Origin of the sequence: Herbiconiux sp. UC225_62 (assembly GCF_042694625.1) — a bacterium.
Lineage (GTDB): Bacteria > Actinomycetota > Actinomycetes > Actinomycetales > Microbacteriaceae > Herbiconiux.
This window is the reverse complement of the sequence record NZ_CP170551.1, coordinates 3426578-3451478: the sequence shown is the minus strand read 5'-3', so window position 1 is coordinate 3451478 and position 24901 is coordinate 3426578. Positions and strand designations below refer to the sequence as shown.

Here is a 24901-nt window from a genome sequence, read left to right as displayed (position 1 = left end):
GCCGCATCTAGTACGGCAGCCTTCCGAGGGCCTGTCCGGGGGTCCACTGCGTGGCCGCCGTGACCGGGTCGACCGGGCCGATGGTCTGCCGGCGGATCGGATGTGTCTCCGGCGCCGTGAGGCCGCCGACCGGTTCGGCGGCCTCCCTGCCGGAAGCTCTGCTCGTCTCGGCCGCTTCGGTCGCGGCATCCCGACCCCCGATCAGAGCGTCGAAGGCGCTCTCGACCGGGCGAGCCTCGCCTTCACCCGGGAGCGGACCGTCGGGCACTCGGGTCGCCGCCCGGCCGATCGCCCGGACGAGGCGCTCGACCGGACCGTCGCCGAGGACAAGACGCCACACGACACAGGCGACGGCGACCAGGACGATCATCGCGGCGACCATCGCGGCGGGGCGCACCGCGTCGGGGACCGCGGTCAGGAGGTTCGCGGCCGGCGCCGACCGCGACAGGGCGGCCAGCACGGAATCGACGCCCTGTTCCGCCGTCGACGGCACCACCACCCAGAGCACACCTGTGGCGCCGAGCGAGACGATCCACAGGGTCAGAGCCATCGAACCGGGGGCGGTGAACAGCACGAGCAGCCACCGCATGGGCCGCCCGACGAGCAGCGCCAAGGCCAGGAGGGCCAGCGCGACACCGCCCGTGCCGAGCAGAGCCAATGGCGTCGTCGAACCCGGCGCGGCCGACAGGGCTGCGGGCAGCGAGTCGCCGAGCCGCGCGGCGACGGCGGCACCGGCGGCGAACGCCAGCACCGCGCATCCGCTCGCCCCCGCGAAGACGATCCAGCGCTGCCCTGCGCGCGCGGGATCGAGGCGACCGACCGCCATTCCGGCCAGCAGGACGCCCACGAGGGGAACCGGAGGGTACGGACCCGCGAGCGCCCACGCGAGCGGTGGGGCGATGAGCGTTCCCGAGTTCTCGACGACCGGCACGAGAACGGTGTCGAGAACCGGGACGACGATGGTCCACAGGATCGCCGCGAGGAACAACGCCCCGGCGCGCCAGCCGAGCACCGCGATCGAGACCAGGGTGAGCGCGCCGATGGTCGCCACGAGGCCCGCGAACGGGGCGTGCGTGAAAGCGGCCACGCCGCCCAGGCCGAGCAGCACGATCGCCCGCACGGTGAGGCGCATCCGGCACCGGAGACGGTCGACGCCCGCCGCCGGTGTCGCACCGCCGGTCGACAGGGCCGTCGCGACACCGGCGATCAGCACGAAGGCCAGCGCCACCACGGTGGACCCGAACGGTGCGGCGCGAGCGACGACCTCGCCGGGCTCGAAGGCTGCGACCGCCCCGAGGCGCCTCGCGATCGCGTCTCCGAAGGCGGTCGACCCGAACCAGACCACGGCCGTGAGGCCCAAGAGGGCCGCTCCGCGCGCGACATCCAACCCGACGGTGCGCGTGGGCTGCCCGAACAGTCGATCTGCCGCGCGCCGCCCCGCATTGTCGCGGGCTCCCCGCACCCGGGCGACGCCCGCCGACCAGCCGGAGTCGGCTGCGGTCGTCGTGGGGCGGATCATGTCTTCCTCAGGGTGTCGGTGTCGCTCGACGAGTGAGCCTACCCGAGAAATCCGCTTTCAGTGAATTAATCTCATCTTGTCGCCAGAGGTGTCGCACCGGTCGCCGCCTGCACCTCCGGCGGCAACTCATGGAAGCGGCGGCGGTCCCTGATGGTGACGAAGCCGACGCACACCACCCAGACCAGCCAGGGGAAGGTGGCCAGCAGGGCGTTCGCCGCTCCCCCGGCGGCGAAGAACGAGTCGGGGCTCGTGCCGCCGAACATCGTCGGCACGGCCAGCAGATTGAGGCCGGCGACCGCGTAGGCGATCCACCCGGTCCAGGCGGGAGCGCACCGGACGCCAGCGTGACGTAGCCCGAGGCGGCGGCGAGCAGAGCGGTGAGCGTGCATCCGATCGATCCGAACATCAGCGTGTGACCGACGGTGAGGGCACGCAGCGAGGAGGCATCGGGGGTGATCCCCATGGTGTCGAGGGCGGTGCCCCCCTCCATCGCGTCGCCGACGAGGGTCACGCCGATGAACAGCAGTCCCGAGCCGAAGGCGAGGTCAGCGACCCACTGGAGGTCGGGCCGCGTGTGGGTGATGATCTGCCGGAATCCGCCGAGGAAGACGATCAGAGCGGCCATCAGGAAGGTGTCGATGAGGATCGTGAAGAGCGTCTGATTCGCGGTGCGCGTCATGAACTCCTCGAGCGCCGCCGAGTCGTCGAGCGCCGGGCGGGCGCCCACGAGGAACACCTGCACCAGGAACTCCGCCAGCGTGAGCGCCGCCACGGCGACGGCGGCCATGCCCGTCCACAGGCGCACGTCGGGATTCAGCCGGCCGTTCTTCACCACGGTGATCATGTGCATCCGAGGTCCCCGTTCCTCTCGTCGGCGCGTTCTGGCTTCGACAGTAGCAAGGGGGCGCCCCGCCGCCGGGGCATGGTTCAGGCGCGGCGGGTCTCCCCGGGGTAGCCGTGGAAGAGGCCGGTCGGGTCGAGTTCGGCGCGCAGCTGCTCGACGCGGTCCCGATCGGCGTAGGTGAACGAACGAGCCACGCGGGAAGGCGAGTGGCGGATGTCGGACTCGCTCAGGAAGTGGCCGGTCGTGGTGGGAAGCAGCGCATCCGCCACTTCGTCGAGCCACGCACGGTTCGCGGCGTCATCGGCGGGGTCGTCCCAGACGACGTAGACGATGAGGAGGGTGCGGTCGTGCAGGCCGTAGGCAGCCTCGCCACGGGGCAGCAGTTCGGCGCCGTGGCCGTTGGCCGGCATCCCGGCCAGTACGTAGCTCTTTCCGGAGGGGGCGCGTTCCATCAGCGCGGCCAGCGGAGCGATGGCGTCGCGCAGGTCGAGGTCGGTCCAGAAGGTGTCGGCCAGATAGCGGGCGCCTTCGGGGTAGGTCGCGTCGACGGCGACGTGCAGGTCGTCGAAGGCCACGGGCACGGCGTCGAGCCGGCCGAGCACCGTCAGTTCCGGCGGGACGGATGCCCCGAGCGGCTCGAGCGCGGCCGTCGCCTGGGCGTCGTCGGCGGCGAACGCGGTCGCCGCCACACCCACGACGAGCGGGTGCGGGTCGTCGGCGTGGCCGCCGGGTCGCTCCGCGCCTGCCGTCACGAGGGAGACTTCGACGTTCGACGGGAGGCGAGCTGAGGCATCCGTGGTCCACGCCGCGACCGCGTCGAGTTCGGCCAGCGGGAACTGCCAGGTGGAGACGCGGATGGCGGGCATTGGCTGAAGCGCCAGGTCGAACTCGGTGACGATGCCCGGGAATCCGGGGCCCGCGCCCCGGGCCAGCCAGAACCACTCGGAGTTCTCGGAGGCGGTGGCGTCGATCACGGACCCCTCCGGAGTCACGACGCGCACCCGCGTGACCGAGAAGCACGCCGGCAGCCAGTGCCCCCAGTTGACCCCGAGCCCGCCGCCGAGCAAGAAGCCGCCGATACCCGGGTTTCCGCAGTGACCGACGGGGAACGCGAGTCCCGCCGCCGTGAGCAGCCGTGACAGCTGTGCGCCGCGCACCGCCGGGCCGACGGTCGCGGTGCGGGCGGGCACGTCGAGGGTCACACGATCGAACGCCGACAGGTCGACGAGGATGCCGTCGCCGCGCACCGAGGACGCGACCCAGCTGTGCCCACCGGAGCGGACCGCGAGGCGCTGGCCGCTCTCCGACGCATACCGCACGATCTCGACGAGGTCGGCTTCGGTCTCCGGGAAGACGATCGCGTCGGGCTCGCCGAGCACGCCATCCCCTTTCGCCGTCGCGCTGCCGAGCGCCGCGTCGAGCGCGTTGAACACACCGTCGGCGACGGCCGCGGAGAAGCCGGGGTCGCCGCGCTCCAGGCCGGCGGGTCTCTCGGGGTCGTGTGCAGACATCCGCGGTTCCTCTCGAGCCGTCACTCACTCAGAGGTCTCTGAATGGCCCGATACTAGTCCGCCCGCTCCCCCACCCTCTGCCCCCAGAACGGGCTGCGAAGCGCCTGCGGTCAGACCGCATCCTCTCCTCCACATCTCCGTTCCTCGACGGCCTCCTGCTCAATCCCCGTCGACACCGCCCACGATACGGGTGCGTCATCCGACAATCCCTTATGGGAATCCACTACTTCGCCTATCCGCTCCACCCGGTCTTCGTCGATACGGCTGTCAGCGATCCACGCACGCACCTCGACAGCGATGAGTTCCATCAGTTCTTCATGCACGGCGAGCCCGGACTGGCGACGCTCGATCTCGACAAGTGCTGGCGTGAAATGCAGGGCCTCTTCGGGAGCCGGCCCGATCGTCCGAGTCGCCCGGCGCACCAGCTGGTCGAAGGGGAAGTCACCCCTGCCTGCTGCGGTTGGTACGGCTTCTACCGCGCTGTCACGCCCGCCGCGATGTATGCCATCGCCGACGACTTCGCTGCCGTCAACGACGAGGACATCCGCGAGGCTCTGGGTCCGGAAGCGTGTGCGGACAACTCTTACGTGCAGCAGATGCTCGACCGCGCGCGGAACTTCACCCGGGAGGTCACCCGTCGAGGAATGGGTGCGGTTTATCACATCGGATGATGCGTTGGCCGCCCTCTGCACGAATCGAACTCAGCGCGCGCATGGCGCACTGGACGTCGACCGCGAGCCTAGCTGGCTGTACTCCCCGCACTACTTGCCGGTGCGACGGAGGAGTGAACCGATCACGACGAAGAAGGTGCCGAGGCCGGCCACGAGGGCACTGACGCCGTAGGCGAGCACCGCGGTCATGAGCGACGTGCGGAGCGAGGCGGCCGTCGAGAGGGCGAGGCTCTGCTTGCGCAGCTCGGCCGCCTCGTCACTGCTTCCGTCGACGCCGCGAAGTGCCGTGCTGATGTCGGCGAAGGTGCGGCCGCCCGCCCCATGCTCGGCGTTGCTCCGGATGACGAGGGCCTCGACGTACGCCGTCGCCGGCCCCTGCACGCGCTTGCCCTTGAGGACCGGAGCGTTTCCCGGCACCTCGATCTTCTCGTCGCGCAACTGCTTCGAGACCGCGATCCACGCGCCGGCCCCGACCGCCACGAACAGCGAACCGGCGGCGACGGCGAGGCCGCCGACCTGGCGGAGGGCAGAGGCATTGGGCGATGACGTCATCGGTCGTCCTTCTCTCGGGGTGGTGTCGAGACGGCTAGTTGTTGAAGCGGAACTCGACCACGTCTCCGTCTTGCATGACGTAGTCCTTGCCCTCGATGCGAGCCTTGCCCTTGGCGCGGGCCTCGGCGATCGAACCGGTGGCGACGAGGTCGTCGAAGGAGATGATCTCGGCCTTGATGAAGCCCTTCTGGAAGTCGGTGTGGATGACGCCGGCCGCCTGGGGCGCGGTCCACCCCTTGCCGATCGTCCACGCTCGCGACTCCTTCGGACCGGCCGTGAGGTAGGTCTGGAGGCCGAGGGTGTCGAAGCCGATACGCGCGAGCTGGTCGAGTCCGCTCTCCTCCTGCCCCGTGGAGGCGAGCAGTTCGGCCGCGTCTTCGGGGTCGAGGTCGATCAGTTCGGATTCGAGCTTCGCGTCGAGGAAGATCGCCTGCGCGGGCGCGACCAGCGCCGCCAGGGCGTCCTTGCGGGCCTGATCGTTCAGGATGGCCTCGTCGACGTTGAACACGTAGATGAAGGGCTTGGCCGTCAGGAGACCCAGTTCGCGGATCGGCTCGAGGTCGATCGACGACGACGACAGCGGCTTTCCCGTGTCGAGGTACTCGCGGGCGGCCTGCGCGGTCGAGAGCACGATCGGCTCGAGCTTCTTGCCGCGCACCTCCTTCTCGTACCGGGCTTCCGCCTTCTCCAGGGTCTGCAGGTCGGCGAGGATCAGCTCGGTGTTGATGGTCTCCATGTCGGATGCCGCGTCGACCTTGCCGTCGACGTGCACGACATCCGAGTCCTCGAACCCGCGGATGACCTGTGCGATCGCATCCGCCTCACGGATGTTGGCGAGGAACTTGTTGCCGAGCCCCTCCCCCTCGCTCGCACCGCGCACGATGCCCGCGATGTCGACGAACGACACGGGGGCGGGCAGGATGCGCTCGCTCGAGAAGATCTCGGCGAGCTTGTTCAGGCGCACGTCGGGCAGGTTCACCACGCCCACGTTCGGCTCGATGGTGGCGAACGGGTAGTTCGCCGCCAGGACCTGGTTCTTGGTGAGGGCGTTGAACAGGGTGGACTTGCCCACGTTGGGGAGTCCGACGATCGCGATAGTTAAAGCCACGGTCGTCAATCCTACCGGGGCATCCCCTGCGGCTAGTTCTGGGGGAAGCCGAGGTTGATGCCGCCGTGCGAGGGGTCGAGCCAACGGGAGGTGATGGCCTTCTCCTGGGTGAAGAAGCGGAACCCGGCCAGACCGTACGCCTTCGAGTCGCCGAAGATCGAGTCCTTCACCCCGCCGAAGGAGTGGTAAGCCACGGGCACAGGTATGGGCACGTTGATGCCGATCATGCCCACCTCGACCTCGTTCTGGAACCGGCGCGCCGCCCCACCATCGTTCGTGAAAATCGCCGTCCCGTTGCCGTAAGCACCGTTGTTGATGAGATCCACCCCGTCTTCGTAGGAATGCACCCGCACCACCGACAGCACCGGACCGAAGATCTCATCCAAATACACCTTCGACGTGGTCGGGACCTTGTCGATCAGGGTCGGACCCAACCAGAACCCGTCCGCCTCCCCATCGACCTCGACACCCCGGCCATCGACCACGACATCCGCGCCATCCGCGGTCGCGACATCGATGTAGGACGCGACCTTGTCCCGGTGCACCTCCGTGACCAGCGGGCCCATGTCACAACCGCGACGGCCGTCACCGATCTTCAGACCCGCCATCCGCTCCTTGATCTTCGCCACCAACTCGTCAGCGATGGGCTCGACCGCGACCAGCACGCTGATGGCCATGCACCGCTCCCCCGCCGAACCGAAGCCCGCGTTGATCGCCGCGTCGGCGGCGAGATCGAGATCGGCGTCCGGGAGCACCAGCATGTGATTCTTCGCCCCACCCAACGCCTGCACCCGCTTCCCGTTCCTCGCCGCGGTCTCGTAGATGTAGTGCGCGATCGGCGTCGACCCCACGAACGAGATCGACTTGACGTCGCGATGATTCAGCAGGCCGTCCACGGCCTCCTTGTCGCCGTGCAGCACATTGAACACCCCATCCGGCAGGCCCGCCTCTTGGAACAAGGTGGCCAGCCAGTTGGCGGCGGACGGGTCCTTCTCGCTGGGCTTCAGCACCACCGTGTTGCCCGCCGCGATGGCGATCGGGAAGAACCACATCGGCACCATGGCCGGGAAGTTGAACGGACTGATGATCCCCACCACACCCAACGGCTGCTTCGTCGAATACACATCCACCCCCGTGGACACGTTCTCCGAATACTCACCCTTGAGCAAGTGCGGGAACCCGGTCGCGAGCTCCACCACCTCGAGGCCACGAGTGATCTCCCCCGCCGCATCCGACAACACCTTCCCATGCTCGGAGGTGAGGATCTCAGCAAGCTCACCCTTCCGCGCATTCAACAACTCCCGGAACGCGAAGATGATCTGCTGCCGCCGGGCGATCGACGTGTCTCGCCAAGCCGGGAACGCGGCCTTCGCTGCGGCGACCGCGGCATCGATCTCCGCGCCGTTGGCGAGCGCGACGTTCTTGGTGCGGACCCCGAGGGCGGGGTCGTAGACCGGCGCCGTACGGCCGCTCGTGCTCACGAACGCCTCGCCGCCGATCCAGTGGTTCACCACGGGCAGGGCGTCGGACTCGGTCGGGACGTCGATGACAGGAAGTGCTTCAGACATGGTTCCTACTTCTCTCCTACGAGCTGTTGCAGGCAAGCCTAGATGGTGGCTCTGACGCTTACCACCGTGGCGTGGACGCCGGTGTCGGTGGCCGGTGCCAGACTGTCCGCATGGACGCACTCGCCCCCCTCGTCATCGGTCTCCTGGTCGGAATCGCACTCGGCACCGCCGCCGCGTGGTTGGTGCTGCGTGCCCGTGCCGCCGTGCCCGCGGTCGATGCGGAAGCGCAGGCCCGTCTCGAAGCCCAACTGGTGCAGGCAGACGAGCGGATGCGCGAACTCGCCGAGGAGCGCGCCGCACTGCAGAGCAGAGTGGCCGCCGCGGATGCCACCACCACGGCTCTGCGGGAGCAGGGGGTGCTGGCGCGCGAGCAGTTCGACGCACAGCTCGGCTTCTTCCGCGAGCAGGCGCAGGAGCGTCTGGCCCAGCAGGAGACGCAGTACAAGGATCAGATCGCCACGCAGGAGCACCGGCTCGCCGACTTCCAGGAGCGCCTGCGGGCCATCCAGGAGGCCGAGGCGGCCCGGGTCGAAGAAGACGGCAAGGTGCTCGTGGCGCTCAGCCCCGTGCAGGAGAGCCTGAAAGCGGTGCAGGCGAAGGTCGTCGAGCTCGAGACCCAGCGGCAGCAGCAGTACGGTGAGCTCTCGCAGCAGCTGAAGTCGGCCACCGAGTCCGAAGAGCGTCTGCGGTCGACCGCGGAGTCGCTGGCCTCGGCCCTGCGCTCCAACAGCACCCGCGGCGTGTGGGGCGAGACCCAGCTGCGCAGCGTGGTCGAGGCCGCGGGGCTCATCGAGCGGGTCGACTTCGACGTGCAGACGAGCATCCTGAGCGACTCGGGGGCGGGTCGGCCCGACATGGTGGTGCACCTCCCCGGCGGCAAGAACATCGCGGTCGACGCTAAGGTGCCGTTCGACGCGTACCTCGAGGCGAGTGCGATCTCCTCATCGGCGACGGGCCTCGAGGGTGAGCACCGCACGCGGCTCATGAAGAAGCACGTCAAGGCCCTCCGCGACCACATCTCGGCCCTCGGCACGAAGGGCTACTGGAACGGTCTGGATGCCTCCCCCGAGCTCGTCATCGCGTTCATCCCGAGCGAGTCGCTGGTGTCGAGCGCGCTCGAGGCCGATCCGTCGATCATGGAGTTCGCATTCGGCAAGAAGGTCGCGCTGGCGTCGCCGGTCACGCTGTGGTCGGTGCTCAAGACGGTGGCGTTCAGCTGGCAGCAAGACGTGCTCACCCAGGAGGCGCGTCAGCTCTTCGACCTCAGCCAGCAGCTCTACACGCGACTCGGCAAGACCGCTCAGCACATCGACAAGCTGGGTCGCACCATCGACCGCACGGTGAAGGACTACAACGCCTTCATCGGCTCCTTCGAGCGTCAGGTATTCCCCACGGCGCGCAAGCTCGGCGCCCTCAGCAGCGAGAACCTGTTCCCCGAACTGGCCACCATCGAGGAGGCGCCCCGCGAGATCACCGGCCGAGAACTCCTCGCCGAACTCGAGTCCTCCGCCCCCACGATCGTGCTCCCGGCCGACGCACCTGCCGCGGAGGCTCCCGACATGGCTGCGCACCCGGCCGCAGGCCACGAAGCCGACGAGGGCGGCACGGATGCCCGCACCCGCGCCTCCGCCCGCACCGCCGGTGCGGCCGATGACACTGCCGGGACGCTCAGCGGCACCTCCGGCACCTCCGGTGCCTCCGACGGCGAAGCCGAGGAATCCGACGAAGAGCGAGTCGCCGAGGTCGAACGCACAGTGGCCGAACTCGACGCCCTCGGCGGCGGCGCCGCCCTCCGCGACGCCCTCTTCCTCGAGGGCGAGCACGACCGCGTCATCGAACTCGAATTCGACCTCGACGACAAATCCGGCACCACCGACCGCTAGCCAAAGCCGCCAGTCACCGACGACCCCACGCCCACCGACTGCCCCCCCCTGGACGGCCACCGTCGGGCCCCCGACAGCAATCCACGATCCCCGTCACCGTCGACACCGGCCCACCGCCCGCGATCCAGCACCCCAGCCGCCGACGTCGCCGAGCCACAGACCGCAATCCACCACCCCCGTCATCAACGCCCCAGACCCACAGACCGCAAACACCCACGCCAAGCACCGCCGACCCAGGCCCACAGACCGCAAACACCCACCCCAAGCACCGACGACCAAGGCCCGCAAACCGCTGTCACCCACCCCGGTCATTAACGACCCAGGCCCATAGACCGAAAAAACCCACCCCAAGCACCGACGCCCCAGGCCAGCAGACCGCTGTCACCCACCCCAGCTATCAACGTCTCGGGACACAGACCGCAAACACCCACCGGCGTCGGCAACTAAGGTCCGACCGCCAGCCTGATCCAGAGCGAGGCGACCTCTATGAGTCCTCCTCCCACCCCGCGCGGCGACGCGACGTGGAACACGAGCCGGCGGGGCGGCGGGTTTTGCCTCCCGCCGCCTTTGAGCTCCGCTCAACCCTTAGGCGGGAGGTGAAACCCGCCGCCCCGCCGGCGTCAGCGAGACTAAGCCAGCGCGAAGACGCGAACTACAGCCACTTCGACACCAAATGATCGGCCTCGATACGACGAATGGTCCCCGAGTGCGAGCGCAACACGATCGATTCCGTGCGGATGATCGGACCGAGACGCTTGACCCCCGCCACCAGACCGCCGTCCGTCACCCCCGTCGCCACGAAGAAGGTGTTGTCGCCCGCGACCAGGTCGTCGGCCTCGAAGAGCTTGTCGATGTCGAGGCCGGCGTCGATGCCCTTCTGTCGCTCGTCGTCGTCCTTCGGCGCGAGCCGGGTCTGGATGAAGCCGCCGAGTGCCTTGATGGCGCACGCGGTCGCCACGCCCTCCGGGCTGCCGCCGATCCCGACGCACATGTCGATGCGGGTTCCGTAGCGGGCCGCGTTGATTCCACCGGCGACGTCACCGTCGAGCATGAGGCGGGTGCCGGCGCCGGCGGCCCGGATGTCCTCGATCAGCTGCTGGTGCCGCGGACGGTCGAGCACGGCGACGCGGATGTCGCCGACATCCTTCCCCTTCGCCTTCGCCAGCGCGCGGATGTTGTCGCCGATGGGCCGGTCGATGTCGATGACGCCGATGCCGTCGGCATCCGTCACGATCTTGTTCATGTAGAACACGGAGGAGGCGTCGAGCATGGTGCCTCGGTCGGAGGCGGCCAGCATCGAGATGGCGTTCTGGCGGCCGGCGGCGGTCAGCGAGGTGCCGTCGATCGGGTCGACCGCGATGTCGCAGGCGGGGCCGCGGCCGGTGCCGACGTGCTCGCCGTTGAAGAGCATCGGCGCCTTGTCCTTCTCACCCTCGCCGATGACGATCACACCGTCGAAGTCGACGGTTCCGAGGAACTTGCGCATGGCGTCGACCGCCGCGCCGTCGGCCGCGTTCTTGTCGCCCTTGCCGATGAACGGCTGCGCGCGGATCGCTGCGGCCTCGGTGGCCCGCACCAGTTCCAGCGCGAGGTTGCGATCGGGGTGTTCGTAGAGGTGCACACTGTCGGCGGTCATGACGAGTCCTTTCGGGGATGTCCGGCTGGCCGAAGCACGACGACTTCGTCGCGCCGGAGGAGCGGGTCACGCCCCGGATGCCGGATTCCAGCCTATCGGCCCCGTTCCGCCTACGCGGGCCTCGCTAGACTCGGAGGGACACGGCACCGGCCGGCGCGCAGCTGAACGCGCCCACCAAAGGAGATGACATGCCCATTGCAACCCCCGACCAGTACGCAGAGATGCTCGACAAGGCGAAGTCCAAGGGATTCGCCTACCCCGCGGTCAACGTCTCCTCGTCGCAGACGCTGAACGCGGTTCTGCAGGGACTGGCCGAGGCGGAGTCGGATGGCATCATCCAGGTCACCACGGGCGGCGCCGACTACTTCGCCGGCCAGACCGTCAAGGCTCGCGCCACCGGCGCCCTCGCCTTCGCCGCTTTCGCCCACCAGGTGGCCAAGAACTACCCCATCACCGTCGCCCTGCACACCGACCACTGCCCGCAACCGGCCCTGGCCGACTTCGTGCTGCCCCTCATCGCCGCCTCCGAGGAGGAGGTGAAGGCGGGCCGCAACCCCATCTTCCAGTCCCACATGTGGGACGGCTCGGCCATCCCGCTCGACGAGAACCTGACGATCGCCGAAGACATGCTGAAGCGCACGAAGGCGATCAACGCCATCCTCGAGGTCGAGATCGGCGTCGTCGGCGGAGAAGAAGACGGCGTCAGCCACGACATCAACGAGCACCTCTACACGACGCTCGACGACGCGATCAAGACCGTCGATGCCCTCGGCCTCGGCGAGCAGGGACGCTACATGGCTGCTCTCACCTTCGGCAACGTGCACGGCGTCTACAAGCCCGGCAACGTCAAGCTCAAGCCGGAGCTGCTCAAGGAGATCCAGGACGGCCTGCAGGCCAAGTTCGGCACCGGCCCGAAGCCGCTCGACCTCGTGTTCCACGGCGGCTCGGGTTCGTCCGACGCCGAGATCGCCGAGGCCGTGGCCAACGGCGTCATCAAGATGAACATCGACACCGACACCCAGTACGCCTTCACCCGCTCCATTGCCGGCACGATGTTCACCAACTACGACGGTGTTCTGAAGGTCGACGGTGAGGTCGGCAACAAGAAGGTCTACGACCCGCGCGCCTGGGGCAAGATCGCGGAGACGGCCATGGCCGCCCGCGTCGTCGAAGCCACCCAGCAGCTCGGCTCCGCCGGGCACTCGGGAAAGTAAGCGTCCAGGAGCAGATCGCGTGACCGACGAGCGACCGAAGCCGAAGTACGGAGAGCTGGCCCCGGAGGGCTGGGTCTGGAAGCCGCCGCAGCCGGCGGTTCCGGACGCGGACGAGTCCGCCTCCGCGACTCCGGCGACGGCGCCGTCGGCCCCGGCCTCGGCCTCCGCGGGTCGCCCTCCGGGAGCACCGGCATCCGGTGCTCCCGAGGCGCAACGCCCCATCGCCACCGGAGACCTGATCGTCACCTCGGTGCTGCTCGTGATCGGTCTCATCACCACGATCAACAGCATCTCGAGTCTTCTCGAACTGCCCTCGATCATCCAGCAGGTGCTCGACATCCAGAAGCTCGACGTCACCTATACCGCCACCACGGCGGCGAGCCTGCTCGGCACCATCGGCGCCGTCGTGCTCGCGCTGATCTATGCGGCAGCCGTCTGGCTCTCGGTGAAGGCGCTGCGCGCACGGCGGCGCGCCTACTTCATCCCGATCGCGTGCGCCATCCTGAGCTTCATGGCGCTGTTCTTCGTGTTGATGCTGGCGTTCTTCGCCGACGGCGCGCTGATCAACGCGATCGTCGAGACCCAGGGCGGCTAGCAGCCCCGGGCTTCACGGCGTCAGCCGCGGTGGCGACCGCCCAGGGCGCGGGTGTCCTTCTTGCCCGCTGTGTCGCGGCGCAGTTCCTTCGGGAGCGAGAACACCAGGTCTTCTTCGGCGGTCTGCACGGTCTCGATGTCGCCGTAACCGGCGCCGGCGAGGTCGTCGAGCAGTTCCTGCACGAGCACCTCCGGAACGGATGCACCGGAGGTCACGCCCACGGTCTCCACGCCGTCGAGCCACTCCTGCTTCACCTCGTGGGCGTAGTCGACGCGGTACGCGGCCTTCGCGCCGTACTCCAGGGCGACCTCGACGAGGCGCACGGAGTTCGACGAGTTGGCGGAGCCGACCACGATCACGAGATCGGCACCCTGGGCCACCTTCTTGATGGCCACCTGGCGGTTCTGCGTGGCGTAGCAGATGTCGTCACTCGGCGGGTCTTGCAGGTTCGGGAACTTCTCGCGCAGGCGGCGCACCGTCTCCATCGTCTCGTCGACCGAGAGCGTGGTCTGCGAGAGCCACACCACCTTGTCGGGGTCTTTCACCTCGATGTCGGCGACCGCCTCCGGGCTGCCGACCAGCGTGATGTGCTCGGGAGCCTCGCCGGCCGTTCCTTCGACCTCTTCGTGGCCTTCGTGCCCGATCAGCAGGATCTCGAAGTCGTCGCGGGCGAAGCGCACGGCCTCGCGGTGCACCTTGGTGACGAGCGGGCAGGTGGCGTCGATGGCCTGCAAGCCTCGATCGGCCGCGCCCTGCACGACGGCGGGAGACACCCCGTGCGCCGAGAAGACGACATGCGCGCCCTCGGGAACCTCGTCGATCTCGTCGACGAAGATGGCGCCGCGCTTCTCGAGTGTGGTGACGACGTGCACGTTGTGCACGATCTGCTTGCGCACGTAGACCGGAGCACCGTAGTGCTCGAGCGCTTTCTCGACCGCCACGACGGCTCGATCCACTCCTGCACAATAGCCGCGAGGCGCTGCGAGCAGCACACGCTTGGCACCGGGCACGGGGTTATCCTTTAGCCTGTTCCGTGTGCCGGGAATCCTCGGCATCGGGAGGCTGATGGTCGCATTGCTCACTCCCCGAGTCTACTTCGATCGATCTGTGCAACGGCCTGAAGGAGAGAACACCCCGTGACCGACGCCCCCACCTTCGTCTCCGGGCCGCCGACGGCGGACAACCCGTGGCCGGTGGGCGAGCTGGCGCAGAAGATCCGGGGCTACATCGAGCGTCTCGGCACGGCCTGGGTCGAGGGCGAGATCACGCAATGGGGCGTGTCCGGCGGCAACGTCTACGGCAAGCTCAAAGACCTCGAGGGCGACGCCACGATCAGCTTCACCGTCTGGTCGTCGGTGAAGGCGCGCATCCCCGCCGACCTCAAGCAGGGCGATCACGTGATCGCGCTGATCAAGCCCAACTACTGGGTGCGCGGCGGCACGCTCACCATGCAGGTCTTCGAGATGCGCCACGTCGGGATCGGCGACCTGCTGGAGCGACTGGAGCGGCTCCGCGTCCAGCTCGCCTCCGAGGGGCTCTTCGACGAGTCGCGCAAGAAGCCGCTCCCCTTCCTCCCGGGAGGCGTCGGCCTCGTCACGGGCAAAGACAGCGACGCCGAGAAAGACGTGCTGCGGAACGCCCAGTTGCGTTGGCCATCCGTGCGGTTCCGGGTGGTGCACGCTACCGTGCAGGGCGACCGCACCGCGCGCGAGGTGGTGGCCGCCATCCAGTTGCTCGACGCCGACCCCGAGATCGACGTGATCATCGTGGCCCGCGGCGGCGGCGACTTCCAGAACCTGCTGGGCTTCAGCGACGAGTCGGTGGTGCGTGCCGCGGCCGCCGCGACGACCCCCATCGTCAGCGCCATCGGGCACGAGGCCGACCGGCCCTTGCTCGACTCGGTCGCCGACCTGCGCGCGTCGACACCGACGGATGCCGCGAAGCGCGTGGTGCCCGACGTCTCGGAGGAGCTCGCGCGGGTCGACCAGGCGCGCACGCGCATCCGGAGCCGGATCTCGGCGTTCGTGTCGCGCGAGGTGGAGCGAGTGGAGCAGATCCGCAGCCGCCCGGCGCTCTCGACACCCTCGTGGATCATCGACTCCCGATCGGAGGAGCTCACCCGCTTCGTGGCGCGCGGCGACGAACTGGTGACCCGCGTCATCGAGCGGGAGGGCAACACCGTGCGCGAACTCGCCGGCCACCTGCGGGCTCTGTCGCCGCAGCGAACCCTCGACCGCGGGTATTCCATCGTGCAGGGCACCGACGGGCACATCGTCCGCGCCGCCACCGAGGCTCCCGCAGGCTCCGTCCTCACCATCACGGTCGCCGACGGCTCTCTCGACGCCGTCTCCAACGGCCCCCACAGCGATCGATAGGATTGAAGCATGGCATCCTCGCCCGCATCCGACGTCCAGGCGTTGAGCTACGAAGAGGCCCGCGATGAGCTCATCCGGGTGGTCTCCGAGCTCGAGCAGGGCTCGGCCACGCTCGAGCAGTCGCTCTCGCTCTGGGAGCGCGGCGAAGCACTGGCCTCCCGGTGCGAGGAATGGCTGCTCGGGGCGAAGGCGCGGCTCGACGCCGCCCGCGGCTCGGTGAGCGAGTAGGTCTCCGTATGGCGAAGAGCACCAGTGGCACCAGCGGTGGGCGACCGATCGTCGCCGAACTCGGCCGCCCCGAGACGCCGGAGGAGACGGCTGCCCGCAAGGCGGAGCAGTCCCGGCTCTACCGCGACCGCAAGACCCTGCACAATCTGCTCTACGCGCTGCTGGTGTGCGTGGGGCTGGTGGCCGTGATCGTCTTCCTCGTTCCGCGCAGCGAAGGGTCGCTGCTGCAGGCCGTCGACTACCAGAAGGTCGCCGCCGACGCCCAGCCGTCCATGCCGATCGCGCTGGCCGTGCCCGAGCTGCCGGAGGGCTGGACGTCGAATGCCGCCGAGATCCGCACCTCCACCGGCGACGACATCGTGTCGTGGTACATCGGCCTGCTGACACCGGGCAAGGACTACATCGGCATCACGCAGGCGCTCGACGCGAATCCCAGCTGGCTGAACGACCAGGTGGCGGAGGGTCGCGCCTCCGACGTCGTCTCGATCGATGGCGTCGAGTGGGATGTCTACGACAACCGCAGCACGAGCGCCGAGGTCGGCAACGTCGAGTACGCACTGACCACGGAGTCCGGGCGCGCCACTTACGTCGTGTTCGGCACCGCCGATCCCGCCGACATCGAGACGGTGGCGGCCGCGCTCAGCGACAACGTGCTCGAGCAGGCGAACGGCACCGGCACCGGCACCGGCACCGGCGTCACGGGCGGCACGGGCGGCACGGACGACACAGACGGCACGGCCCCGGCCGGCGACGGAGAGAAGTGATGACGAGTATCCCCTTGTCCGGGTCCGACCCGGAACCGACCGCCGAGCCGACGACGCCCGCCCGCGTGTGGGCCACCATGATGCGCGGAAACGAGCGATTCATCGCGGGCACACCGAAGCATCCGCGTCAGGACGTCGAGACCCGCGCCGAGCTCGCACACCTGCAGACGCCTCGGGCGGCCCTGCTCGGCTGCTCGGACTCGCGGCTCGCGGCGGAGATCATCTTCGACCTGGGGCTCGGCGACCTGTTCGTTGTGCGCAACGCCGGGCAGGTCGTCTCCGACTCGGCCGTCGGAAGTCTGGAGTACGCGGTCGAGGTGCTCGGGGTGGCTCTCGTGGTGGTGCTCGCGCACGACTCCTGCGGTGCGGTGCGCGCGGCGATCGACTCGCAGCTCCCCGACGCCGCACCGCTGCCCGGCCACATCAAGACCCTGGTCGACCGGATCGTGCCGGCCATCGATCACGTCACGACCGACCGCTCGCCGGAGGGCACGCTGGTCACCGTTCCGGATGCGGCCGAGGTCGGCCGAGCCCACCTGCGGGACACCGTGCGTCAGCTCCTGGAGTCCTCCGAGATCATCACCGCGGCGGTGGCGGACGGTAGATTGGCAGTGGTCGGTGCGAACTACCGACTGGCTGAAGGCCGCGCCGTCGCCGACATCGCCATCGGCGAGATCTGACCTCGACCAATCCCGCCTGAACTCCGAACCCCGAACAACGCCGCTGCCCCGCGCTGCCGGCTGAAACGAAAGGACGACCACACAGTGGTGGACAACGCCCAGGACATCGAGTACCGCATCGAGCACGACACCATGGGTGAGGTCAAGGTGCCGGCGTCGGCGCTCTACGGTGCACAGACCCAGCGCGCGGTCGAGAACTTCCCCGTCTCGGGAGACGTGCTCGAGCCGGCGCAGATCGCGGCACTCGCCCGCATCAAGAAGGCCGCGGCCATCGCGAACTCGCAGCTCGGGGTGCTCGACGCGGGCATCGCCGACGCCATCGCCGCCGCCGCCGACCGCGTGGTCGCGGGCGAGTTCGACCAGGACTTCCCGATCGACGTGTACCAGACCGGCAGTGGCACCTCGTCGAACATGAACATGAACGAGGTGCTCTCCTCGCTCGCGTCGAGCTCGCTCGGTTCACTCGTGCACCCGAACGACCACGTGAACGCCTCCCAGTCGTCGAACGACGTCTTCCCCACCTCGGTGCACGTGGCCGTGACGAGCGCCCTGATCCACGACCTGATCCCGTCGCTCGAGCACCTCGCCGAGGCACTCGAATCGAAGGCGGTCCTCTGGGCCAACGCGGTGAAGTCCGGCCGCACGCATCTCATGGATGCGACGCCGGTCACCCTCGGCCAGGAGTTCGGCGGCTACGCCATGCAGATCCGGCTCGGCATCGAGCGCGTGCAGTCGGCTCTCCCCCGCGTCGCCGAGGTCCCGCTCGGCGGCACCGCGGTCGGCACCGGCATCAACACCCCCCGCCGGCTTCCCCCAGCTCGTGATCAAGCTGCTCGCCGAGGAGACCGGCCTCCCCATCACCGAAGCCCGCGACCACTTCGAGGCGCAGGGCGCCCGCGACTCCCTGGTCGAGGCATCCGGAGCGCTCCGCGTTCTCGCCGTGTCGCTGACGAAGATCTGCAACGACCTGCGCTGGATGGGTTCGGGCCCGAACACCGGCATCGGCGAGCTGCACATCCCCGACCTCCAGCCCGGCTCGTCGATCATGCCGGGCAAGGTGAACCCGGTCATCCCGGAGGCCGTACTGCAGGTCTGCTCGCGTGTCATCGGCAACGATGCCTCGATCGCCTGGTCGGGCGCATCCGGAGCCTTCGAACTGAACGTGGCCATCCCCGTGATGGGCACCGCGCTGCTCGAGTCGATCCGCCTGCTCTCGAACTCCTCGGTACTGCTGGCCGACAAGACGGTCGCCGGTCTCGAGGCCAACCTCGATCGGGCCCGTGCCCTGGCCGAGTCGTCGCCCTCGATCGTGACGCCGCTCAACCGCATCATCGGCTACGAGGCGGCCGCGAAGATCGCCAAGCACTCGGTGGCCAAGGGGATCACGGTGCGCGAGGCCGTCATCGACCTCGGTTTCGTGGAGCGCGGCGAGGTCACCCTCGAGCAGCTCGACTCCGCCCTCGACGTCCTCTCCATGACCCGTCCCCCGGCCGCCAAGTAACCCCGCCCCGCGACACAGCAGCGCCACCAGCTCACTCGGCTCGCCGAGTGCGATTCGGATGGAGTTTTCGCCCTCATCGGGCTGAGACTCCATCCGATTCGCGTTTTCGACCAAGCCTCCATCCACTTCGCACGACGGGTCTGGCGGGCACACGCTCAGGGCGCGACGATGGTCGTGAGCACGCCGCACCAGAAGCCCCCGAGCAGCGGTGGTCCGAGTGGGATGCGGGCGCTCGCGAGGGGCAGCTTTTCCGCCATCACGCAGGTCGCCGCGGAGACGCCCGCCAGCACGGCAGTCGCACCTGCTGCGCCGGGCAGGATGCGCGCATCCGTCATCCCCGCGACGCCGGCGAGCAGGAGCCCGAGCTTGACGTCGCCCATGCCGACGCCGCCGAGCGCCCGGCCGGCGCCGAAGACGAGGGCTGCAGCGCCGGCCGCGGCGAGCGGCGCCGCCACGGCGGGCGGATCGCGCATCCCGACCCCCACCACGGCCCAGGCCGACACCACCAGCCCCGGCACCACCAGCGCGTTCGGGAGGCGGTGCGACCGCGCATCCGTCACGGCCAGCGGCACAGTGACGACCGCGAGGTAGAGCATCGGCACGAGCACGAAGATCGACATGCCGGAGACGTTACGCAGGCGCGGACGCCGAAGGGCCGCGACCGCCCGATCGGTGGACGAGCGCGGCCCTTGCTGCGTCTGTGCAGGAGAAGAGCGCTACGCCAGCTCGTTCGACTCCAGCATCTCGGTGACGAGCGCCGCGATGGCTGAGCGCTCCGAGCGGGTGAGCGTGATGTGCCCGAAGAGCGCGTGCCCCTTCAGCGTCTCGATCACCGACGCGACGCCGTCGTGCCGGCCCACGCGCAGGTTGTCGCGCTGCGCCACGTCGTGCGTGAGCACCACCCGCGAGTTCTGGCCGATGCGCGAGAGCACCGTCAGCAGCACGTTGCGCTCGAGCGACTGCGCCTCGTCGACGATCACGAAGGCGTCGTGCAGGGAGCGCCCGCGGATGTGCGTCAGCGGCAGCACCTCGAGGATGCCCCGGTCGATCACCTCGTCGAGCACGTTCTGCGACACCAGCGAACCGAGCGTGTCGAAGACCGCCTGCGCCCAGGGGTTCATCTTCTCCGCGGCGTCACCGGGCAGGAAGCCGAGCTCCTGGCCGCCGACCGCGTAGAGCGGACGGAACACCATGATCTTCTTGTGCTGCTGCTTCTCGAGCACCGCTTCGAGACCGGCGCAAAGGGCCAGAGCGGACTTCCCCGTACCAGCTCGACCTCCCAGCGACACGATTCCGACCTCGGGGTCGAGCAGCATGTCGATGGCGACGCGCTGCTCGGCCGAGCGGCCGTGCAGCCCGAAGACGTCGCGGTCGCCGCGCACCAGCTGGAACGAGTCCTTACCCGTCACTCGCCCGAGAGCCGATCCGCGGTCGGAGTGGATGACCAGCCCGGTGTTCACCGGCATGTCACGCACCAGCGGCGTGGAGAGCTGCTCCTCGTCGTAGAGCCGGGACATCGCATCCGAGCCGAGGGTGATGTCGGCGAGCCCCGTCCATCCGGAGTCCACCGCCAGCTCCGCCCGGTACTCCTCGGCCGCGAGACCGATCGACGCGGCCTTGACACGCAGCGGCAGGTCCTTCGACACCACCGTGACGGCGAAGCCCTCGTTCGCGAGGTTCATCGCGACGGCCAGGATGCGCGTGTCGTTGTCGCCGAGCTGGAGACCGGATGGCAGCACCGACGTGTTCGAGTGGTTGAGTTCGACCCGCAGCGACCCGCCCTCGGTGCCGACCGCGATCGGGAAGTCGAGACGCTCGTGCTGGACACGCAACTCGTCGAGGTTCCGCAGGGCCTGGCGGGCGAAGTACCCGATCTCGGGATCGTTGCGCTTGGACTCGAGCTCCGTGATGACGATCACCGGGAGGACGACCGCGTGTTCGGCGAACCGGAAGATGGCCTTCGGGTCAGACAGAAGAACCGAGGTGTCCAGTACGTAGGTCACCTCGGTCGTGGCTGTCGTGCTCGCTGTGTGGGTGGTGCTTCGTGCGTCCTTTCCGGTGCTGGTCCCGCTGGTCTTGTGAGTCATGGGCTCGGCCACATCCACTCCAACCCCGAGCGCGCGGCGCTCGGTTCAGTAGGCGATCCGGCCACAGTCAGAGTGTCGAAACGTACTTATGTGGCCGTCTCGATCAGGCGCCATGCCTGATGGATCCGACGCTACGACGGTCCGGGCCCGAGCGGGTTACGACACGCTCCCAATTGGATTAACTTCGTGTTACACGGGTGTAATTCGGCGCTCAGCTGCCGAAGCGGCGCTGGCGGCGGGAGTAGTCGCGGAGAGCGCGGAGGAAGTCGACCTCGCGCACGTCGGGTCCGAGGGCCTCCATGAAGTAGAACTCGCTGTGGGCGCTCTGCCAGAGCATGAAGTCGCTGAGCCGCTGCTCGCCCGAGGTGCGGATGACCAGGTCGGGATCGGGCTGCCCGCCGGTGTAGAGGTGCTCGCCGATCAGCTCCTGGTCGATGGCCGCCTCGAGCTCGTCGAGTCCGTGGCCGAGGGCCCGGTGCTTCTGGATGATGCTGCGCACCGCGTCCTCGATCTCCGAGCGGCCGCCGTAGCCGATCGCGAGGTTCACGTGCATGCCCGGGTTGTTCGCCGTGCGGGCCTCCGCGCCGTCGAGAGCGGCGATGAGGGGCTCGGGCAGACCGGCATCCGTGCCGACGTGCTTGACCCGCCAGTCGCGATAGCGCGAGATGTCGTCGGCGAGATCGGCGATGATCTCGATCAGCTCGCCCAGTTCTTCGCCGGAGCGGTTCTTCAGGTTGTCGGTGGAGAGCAGGTAGAGCGTCACGACCTCGATGCCGAGGTCGTCGCACCACACCAGGAACTCCAGGAACTTCGCGGCACCGGCCCGGTGACCGTGCGCCGCGGTCTCGAGCGACCGCTGCTTCGCCCAGCGACGGTTGCCGTCGAGGATCATCGCCACGTGCTTCGGCAGCACCGCGTTGTCGAGGTGTTTGCGGATGCGCCGTTGGTAGAGACGGTAGAGCAAGCCCTTCCCGACCCTCTGCTGGCGATTCGACACATCGATACGCTACTCGCTCGCGACCGGGTCCACCTGCACGGAGGCCGAGTGGGGTGCTCCGACCTCCCAGCGGCCACCCGGTGCCGCTGGCGTAGTCTGGCCTCATGGTCGCGCCCGAATCCCCCGTTCCCGCTTCGTCCGGGAATCACCCCGGCCCCGAGACGCGCGCGAACCAGCTCGCCGGAACGACGGATGCGACGCCCGACTCCCCCGCCGACGGCGGCCCCGACCTCCCCAACATCCCGCTGCTCGACGACGTCATCGAGCATCCGGTCACCGACCTCAAACCCACCTGGCGCGGCTGGATCCACGCCGGCACCTTCCCCTTCACCATCGCGATGGGCATCGTGCTCATCTGCCTGGCGCAGGGCGCCCCGGCGAAGTGGGCCAGCGCGGTGTTCATGCTCACCTCGATGCTGCTCTTCGGCAACTCGGCGCTGTACCACCGCTTCAACTGGAAGCCGAAGACGAAGCTGCTGCTGAAGCGCATCGACCACGCCAACATCTTCTTGCTGATCGCCGGCACCTACACGCCCATCGCGGTGCTCGCGCTGCCGCCGGAGAAGGGCGTACTGCTGCTCAGCCTGGTCTGGGCAGGCGCTCTGCTCGGCATCGGGTTCCGGGTGTTCTGGATCCACGCGCCACGCTGGCTCTACGTCATCCTCTACCTGGCGCTGGGCTGGGCCGCGGTGATGTACCTGGTCGACATCTTCCAGGCGAACCCGGCGTCGATGGTGCTGGTCATCGTCGGCGGTCTCGCTTACACGCTCGGCGCGGTCGCTTACGGACTGAAGCGGCCGAACCCGTTCCCGGGGAAGTTCGGATTCCACGAGATCTTCCACACGCTGACCGTCGTGGCGTTCCTCTGCCACTGGACAGCCATCCTGCTGCTCGCGATCAACCCGCCGTTCAACGGCTAGCGGCCGGCGGCTTCACCGTTCTCGGCGGCATTCCCGCTGCCCGGTCCTTCTGAGCCGCCTTCCGCGGCGTTCTTCGCGGCGAGCTCCGCCTCGAGTTCCTGCCGCACCTGGTCGCGGTAGTTGACGCGTCGCACCCGGCGCACCATGTCGATGATGAGCAGCACCGTCACGATCGCCACGAGGAACGTCACGACGAAGCCGATGATGCCCGGCGTGACCGTGTCGGGATCGGGCGTCACGACGTCATCCGCGAGCACGGCGCCGGTCAGCGAGACCCACGCCCCGATCATTCGGAGTCCTCGATCCCGTCGAAGAGGTCGGTCTCGGGGGTCGGAACCGCGACCTTCGAGTCGGCGAGCTGGAAGTCCTCGTACGGCCAGGCTCGCTGCTGCACGTCGTTGGGCCAGAAGAAGAAGGGGTGGTCGGGTGCAACCTGACTCGCGTGCGCCCGCAGCGCGGTGTCGCGCACGCCGAAGAAGCCGCCGGAGGGGATGCTGACGGTGGCGAGGTAAGGCCGCTCCTGCATCCAGCCGCGCATCTCGGTGAGCGAGGCGAGGAACGGGTTCTCCGGGTCCTCCGACTCGAGCAACTCGTACACGGCCTGGAACCGCTTGGGGTTCATGATGCGGTCGTAGTAGAGCTTCGAGACCTGCCAGACCGGCCCGGCGTCGGGATAGGCGGATGCATCGGCCGCCGCCTCGTAGGCCAGCGCTGAGATCTCGTGGCAGCGGATGTGGTCGGCGTGCGGATAGCCGCCGGCTTCGTCGTAGGTGATGAGCACGTGCGGCCGGTATTCGCGGATCAGCTTCACCAGCGGCGCCGCCGAGGTGGCGACCGGGATGGCGCCGAAGGAGTTCACGGGCACCGGGTCTCCCGACCCGGGTTCCTGGTATCCGGAATCGACGTAGCCCAGCCAGCGGTGCTGGAACCCCACGGCGGCCTGCGCGGCCGCCATCTCGACGCGGCGGAGGCCGGCCATGTCGCGCTCCGCCCAGACCCGGGGCTCGAGCCCTTCGTTGAGGATCGATCCGCGCTCACCGCCCGTGCAGCTGACCACCATCACCTCGACGCCGCGATCGAGGTAGTAGGCGTAAGTGGCGGCTCCCTTGCTCGACTCGTCATCGGGGTGGGCGTGCACGGCCATGAGGCGCAACGTCAGCGGTCTCAACTCCTCAGGAATAGCAATTAGCCTGGTATCAAATCACCACCAAGACTAATTGTTTTCCCCCGGGAGTATGCCGCGTGAGCACCGACGACGAGATGCAGCCCGCCGCACCGGCGGCACCGCCGGAGTCGGCCGCGCTGCAGGAGCGTTACGGCCGCACCGCGGGCCGGACGTTCCGCGGGCGGCTCATCGCGTGGCTGACCGGGGGGTTCGTCGCCGTGGTGGTGACGGTCTGGGTGGTGTGGGCCGGCCTCGACGGCTCGTCGGCCACCGTGGCCACGCAGGACACCGCGCACACGGTCGTCGACTCACGCACGGTCGAGGTGGAGTTCGACGTCACGATCCCCCGCGGGTCGACCGCCCGGTGCGCCGTGCAAGCGCTCAGCGAGAAGTTCGCGGTGGTGGGGTGGAAGATCATCGACGTGCCGGCGTCCGACCAGGCGACGCGGTCGTTCTCGGAGACCGTCCGCACCAGCGAACTCGCGTCGACGGGTTTGATTTACGACTGCTGGCTCACATAGTCTTTCTTGATCGTCCGGGCCGTATCGGCTCGGGCGACTGCATGCTCAAGGGAGTATTTCGATGGCTGAAGACACTCAGATCACCTGGCTCACCCAGGAGGCCTACGACCGCCTGTCGAACGAGCTCGAACAGCTGAGCGGCCCCGCCCGCATCGAGATCGCCAAACGCATCGAGATGGCGCGCGAAGAGGGCGACCTCAAGGAGAACGGCGGCTACCACGCCGCGAAAGACGAGCAGGGCAAGATCGAGGCGCGCATCCGCCAGCTCACGCAGTTGCTGCGCACGGCCGAGGTCGGCGAGACGCCCGAGAGCCACGGCGTGGTCGAGCCCGGCGTGGTGGTGACGGCCCTGGTCGCCGGCGGCGAGGAGCGCTTCCTGCTCGGCAGCCGCGAGATCGCGGGAAACGCCGACCTCGACGTCTACAGCGAGCAGAGCCCGCTCGGCTCCGCGATCATCGGACTCAAGATCGGCGAGACCACGACCTACAGGGCGCCCAACGGTCGCGACATCACGGTCGAGGTCACGAACGTGGAGACCTTCGAGGGCTGACCCCGCCCCGCG

The 24901-nt window shown here is 68.7% G+C and carries 24 protein-coding genes and 1 pseudogene; 12 read left to right on the top strand and 13 right to left on the bottom strand.

The window, feature by feature from the left end:
• Window positions 1-7: 7 nt before the first annotated feature.
• From ACFJGU_RS16900 to ACFJGU_RS16890, 3 genes are all read right to left on the bottom strand, one after another.
• Window positions 8-1519, bottom strand: a complete 1512-nt coding sequence (locus tag ACFJGU_RS16900; RefSeq protein WP_382304925.1) for a hypothetical protein — start codon at window positions 1517-1519, stop codon at window positions 8-10.
• A gap of 7 nt (window positions 1520-1526) precedes the next feature.
• Window positions 1527-2369, bottom strand: a complete 843-nt coding sequence (locus ACFJGU_RS16895) for a hypothetical protein (RefSeq protein ID WP_382304923.1) — start codon at window positions 2367-2369, stop codon at window positions 1527-1529.
• 77 nt (window positions 2370-2446) lie between these two features.
• Window positions 2447-3874, bottom strand: a complete 1428-nt coding sequence (locus ACFJGU_RS16890; protein WP_382304922.1) for an FAD-binding oxidoreductase — start codon at window positions 3872-3874, stop codon at window positions 2447-2449.
• A gap of 212 nt (window positions 3875-4086) precedes the next feature.
• Here ACFJGU_RS16890 and ACFJGU_RS16885 point away from each other — a divergent pair, with 212 nt between their 5' ends.
• Window positions 4087-4545, top strand: a complete 459-nt coding sequence (locus tag ACFJGU_RS16885) for a hypothetical protein (protein WP_382304920.1) — start codon at window positions 4087-4089, stop codon at window positions 4543-4545.
• Between the two features lie 90 nt (window positions 4546-4635).
• Here the strand turns inward: ACFJGU_RS16885 and ACFJGU_RS16880 are convergent, their stop codons facing one another.
• Genes ACFJGU_RS16880 through ACFJGU_RS16870 form a run of 3 tightly spaced genes read right to left on the bottom strand, consistent with a single transcriptional unit; the run spans window position 4636 to window position 7773 of the window.
• Window positions 4636-5097: a hypothetical protein gene (locus tag ACFJGU_RS16880; RefSeq protein WP_382304918.1), complete on the bottom strand. Its 462-nt coding sequence runs from the start codon at window positions 5095-5097 to the stop codon at window positions 4636-4638.
• A 34-nt stretch (window positions 5098-5131) separates the two neighbouring features.
• Window positions 5132-6205, bottom strand: coding sequence for a redox-regulated ATPase YchF (ychF, locus tag ACFJGU_RS16875; protein WP_382304917.1), 1074 nt, complete (start codon window positions 6203-6205; stop codon window positions 5132-5134).
• A gap of 32 nt (window positions 6206-6237) precedes the next feature.
• On the bottom strand, window positions 6238-7773 hold the full coding sequence (locus tag ACFJGU_RS16870) for a CoA-acylating methylmalonate-semialdehyde dehydrogenase (protein ID WP_382310413.1): 1536 nt from the start codon (window positions 7771-7773) through the stop codon (window positions 6238-6240).
• 110 nt (window positions 7774-7883) lie between these two features.
• Here ACFJGU_RS16870 and rmuC point away from each other — a divergent pair, with 110 nt between their 5' ends.
• Window positions 7884-9656: a DNA recombination protein RmuC gene (rmuC, locus tag ACFJGU_RS16865; RefSeq protein WP_382304915.1), complete on the top strand. Its 1773-nt coding sequence runs from the start codon at window positions 7884-7886 to the stop codon at window positions 9654-9656.
• Between the two features lie 652 nt (window positions 9657-10308).
• On the opposite strand, the gene glpX is transcribed toward rmuC, so the two are convergent.
• A complete protein-coding gene (gene glpX, locus ACFJGU_RS16860; protein WP_382304913.1) occupies window positions 10309-11292 on the bottom strand; it encodes a class II fructose-bisphosphatase in 984 nt (327 codons plus the stop codon).
• 188 nt (window positions 11293-11480) lie between these two features.
• Here glpX and fbaA point away from each other — a divergent pair, with 188 nt between their 5' ends.
• Window positions 11481-12506, top strand: a complete 1026-nt coding sequence (gene fbaA / locus ACFJGU_RS16855; protein WP_382304912.1) for a class II fructose-bisphosphate aldolase — start codon at window positions 11481-11483, stop codon at window positions 12504-12506.
• Window positions 12507-12525: 19 nt separating this feature from the next.
• The gene (locus ACFJGU_RS16850) at window positions 12526-13101 is read left to right on the top strand and encodes a DUF6264 family protein (protein WP_382304911.1); all 576 of its coding nucleotides are present in this window, start codon (window positions 12526-12528) and stop codon (window positions 13099-13101) included.
• A 20-nt stretch (window positions 13102-13121) separates the two neighbouring features.
• Here the strand turns inward: ACFJGU_RS16850 and ACFJGU_RS16845 are convergent, their stop codons facing one another.
• Window positions 13122-14156 carry a 4-hydroxy-3-methylbut-2-enyl diphosphate reductase gene (locus tag ACFJGU_RS16845; RefSeq protein ID WP_382310411.1) on the bottom strand — a complete coding sequence of 345 codons (1035 nt, stop codon included), beginning with the start codon at window positions 14154-14156 and terminating at the stop codon, window positions 13122-13124.
• A gap of 81 nt (window positions 14157-14237) precedes the next feature.
• On the opposite strand from ACFJGU_RS16845, the gene xseA reads away from it, so the two are divergent.
• From xseA to ACFJGU_RS16820, 5 genes and pseudogenes are all read left to right on the top strand, one after another.
• Window positions 14238-15476, top strand: a complete 1239-nt coding sequence (xseA, locus tag ACFJGU_RS16840) for an exodeoxyribonuclease VII large subunit (protein ID WP_382304910.1) — start codon at window positions 14238-14240, stop codon at window positions 15474-15476.
• A 9-nt stretch (window positions 15477-15485) separates the two neighbouring features.
• The gene (locus ACFJGU_RS16835; RefSeq protein WP_382304908.1) at window positions 15486-15704 is read left to right on the top strand and encodes an exodeoxyribonuclease VII small subunit; all 219 of its coding nucleotides are present in this window, start codon (window positions 15486-15488) and stop codon (window positions 15702-15704) included.
• Window positions 15705-15712: 8 nt separating this feature from the next.
• On the top strand, window positions 15713-16468 hold the full coding sequence (locus ACFJGU_RS16830) for a DUF4245 domain-containing protein (RefSeq protein ID WP_382304906.1): 756 nt from the start codon (window positions 15713-15715) through the stop codon (window positions 16466-16468).
• On the top strand, window positions 16468-17148 hold the full coding sequence (locus tag ACFJGU_RS16825; protein ID WP_382304904.1) for a carbonic anhydrase: 681 nt from the start codon (window positions 16468-16470) through the stop codon (window positions 17146-17148). Before ACFJGU_RS16830 ends, ACFJGU_RS16825 begins: the two co-directional genes overlap by 1 nt.
• 132 nt (window positions 17149-17280) lie before the next feature.
• Window positions 17281-18649, top strand: a pseudogene (locus tag ACFJGU_RS16820) (class II fumarate hydratase).
• Between the two features lie 155 nt (window positions 18650-18804).
• On the opposite strand, the gene ACFJGU_RS16815 reads toward ACFJGU_RS16820, so the two are convergent.
• From ACFJGU_RS16815 to ACFJGU_RS16805, 3 genes are all read right to left on the bottom strand, one after another.
• The gene (locus tag ACFJGU_RS16815; protein ID WP_382304902.1) at window positions 18805-19269 is read right to left on the bottom strand and encodes a prepilin peptidase; all 465 of its coding nucleotides are present in this window, start codon (window positions 19267-19269) and stop codon (window positions 18805-18807) included.
• 96 nt (window positions 19270-19365) lie between these two features.
• Complete coding sequence (locus ACFJGU_RS16810; protein ID WP_382304901.1) at window positions 19366-20736, bottom strand: PhoH family protein; 1371 nt, start codon at window positions 20734-20736, stop codon at window positions 19366-19368.
• 211 nt (window positions 20737-20947) lie between these two features.
• Window positions 20948-21733: an isoprenyl transferase gene (locus ACFJGU_RS16805; RefSeq protein WP_382304899.1), complete on the bottom strand. Its 786-nt coding sequence runs from the start codon at window positions 21731-21733 to the stop codon at window positions 20948-20950.
• A gap of 104 nt (window positions 21734-21837) precedes the next feature.
• Here ACFJGU_RS16805 and ACFJGU_RS16800 point away from each other — a divergent pair, with 104 nt between their 5' ends.
• Window positions 21838-22653 (top strand): hemolysin III family protein, encoded by an 816-nt coding sequence (locus tag ACFJGU_RS16800; protein WP_382304897.1) that lies wholly within the window; start codon window positions 21838-21840, stop codon window positions 22651-22653.
• Here ACFJGU_RS16800 and ACFJGU_RS16795 read toward each other — a convergent pair.
• Both ACFJGU_RS16795 and mca read right to left on the bottom strand, forming a co-directional pair.
• On the bottom strand, window positions 22650-22943 hold the full coding sequence (locus ACFJGU_RS16795; RefSeq protein WP_382304895.1) for a hypothetical protein: 294 nt from the start codon (window positions 22941-22943) through the stop codon (window positions 22650-22652). The two genes, ACFJGU_RS16800 and ACFJGU_RS16795, sit on opposite strands and share 4 nt — an antisense overlap.
• Window positions 22940-23797 carry a mycothiol conjugate amidase Mca gene (gene mca / locus ACFJGU_RS16790; RefSeq protein ID WP_382304893.1) on the bottom strand — a complete coding sequence of 286 codons (858 nt, stop codon included), beginning with the start codon at window positions 23795-23797 and terminating at the stop codon, window positions 22940-22942. Before mca ends, ACFJGU_RS16795 begins: the two co-directional genes overlap by 4 nt.
• Window positions 23798-23895: 98 nt before the next feature.
• Here mca and ACFJGU_RS16785 point away from each other — a divergent pair, with 98 nt between their 5' ends.
• Window positions 23896-24339, top strand: a complete 444-nt coding sequence (locus tag ACFJGU_RS16785) for a DUF4307 domain-containing protein (RefSeq protein ID WP_382304892.1) — start codon at window positions 23896-23898, stop codon at window positions 24337-24339.
• Window positions 24340-24400: 61 nt separating this feature from the next.
• Window positions 24401-24889, top strand: coding sequence for a transcription elongation factor GreA (greA, locus tag ACFJGU_RS16780; protein WP_382304890.1), 489 nt, complete (start codon window positions 24401-24403; stop codon window positions 24887-24889).
• Window positions 24890-24901 lie beyond the last annotated feature (12 nt).

Coding starts and splice junctions, on each gene's coding strand:
- ACFJGU_RS16900 (WP_382304925.1), bottom strand. CDS start 1,519: ATGATCCGCCCCACGACGACCGCAGCCGACTCCGGCTGGTCGGCGGGC.
- ACFJGU_RS16895 (WP_382304923.1), bottom strand. CDS start 2,369: ATGCACATGATCACCGTGGTGAAGAACGGCCGGCTGAATCCCGACGTG.
- ACFJGU_RS16890 (WP_382304922.1), bottom strand. CDS start 3,874: ATGTCTGCACACGACCCCGAGAGACCCGCCGGCCTGGAGCGCGGCGAC.
- ACFJGU_RS16885 (WP_382304920.1), top strand. CDS start 4,087: ATGGGAATCCACTACTTCGCCTATCCGCTCCACCCGGTCTTCGTCGAT.
- ACFJGU_RS16880 (WP_382304918.1), bottom strand. CDS start 5,097: ATGACGTCATCGCCCAATGCCTCTGCCCTCCGCCAGGTCGGCGGCCTC.
- ACFJGU_RS16870 (WP_382310413.1), bottom strand. CDS start 7,773: ATGTCTGAAGCACTTCCTGTCATCGACGTCCCGACCGAGTCCGACGCC.
- rmuC (WP_382304915.1), top strand. CDS start 7,884: ATGGACGCACTCGCCCCCCTCGTCATCGGTCTCCTGGTCGGAATCGCA.
- glpX (WP_382304913.1), bottom strand. CDS start 11,292: ATGACCGCCGACAGTGTGCACCTCTACGAACACCCCGATCGCAACCTC.
- fbaA (WP_382304912.1), top strand. CDS start 11,481: ATGCCCATTGCAACCCCCGACCAGTACGCAGAGATGCTCGACAAGGCG.
- ACFJGU_RS16845 (WP_382310411.1), bottom strand. CDS start 14,156: ATGCCGAGGATTCCCGGCACACGGAACAGGCTAAAGGATAACCCCGTG.
- ACFJGU_RS16835 (WP_382304908.1), top strand. CDS start 15,486: ATGGCATCCTCGCCCGCATCCGACGTCCAGGCGTTGAGCTACGAAGAG.
- ACFJGU_RS16830 (WP_382304906.1), top strand. CDS start 15,713: ATGGCGAAGAGCACCAGTGGCACCAGCGGTGGGCGACCGATCGTCGCC.
- ACFJGU_RS16825 (WP_382304904.1), top strand. CDS start 16,468: ATGACGAGTATCCCCTTGTCCGGGTCCGACCCGGAACCGACCGCCGAG.
- ACFJGU_RS16815 (WP_382304902.1), bottom strand. CDS start 19,269: ATGTCGATCTTCGTGCTCGTGCCGATGCTCTACCTCGCGGTCGTCACT.
- ACFJGU_RS16810 (WP_382304901.1), bottom strand. CDS start 20,736: ATGACTCACAAGACCAGCGGGACCAGCACCGGAAAGGACGCACGAAGC.
- ACFJGU_RS16800 (WP_382304897.1), top strand. CDS start 21,838: ATGGTCGCGCCCGAATCCCCCGTTCCCGCTTCGTCCGGGAATCACCCC.
- ACFJGU_RS16795 (WP_382304895.1), bottom strand. CDS start 22,943: ATGATCGGGGCGTGGGTCTCGCTGACCGGCGCCGTGCTCGCGGATGAC.
- mca (WP_382304893.1), bottom strand. CDS start 23,797: ATGGCCGTGCACGCCCACCCCGATGACGAGTCGAGCAAGGGAGCCGCC.
- greA (WP_382304890.1), top strand. CDS start 24,401: ATGGCTGAAGACACTCAGATCACCTGGCTCACCCAGGAGGCCTACGAC.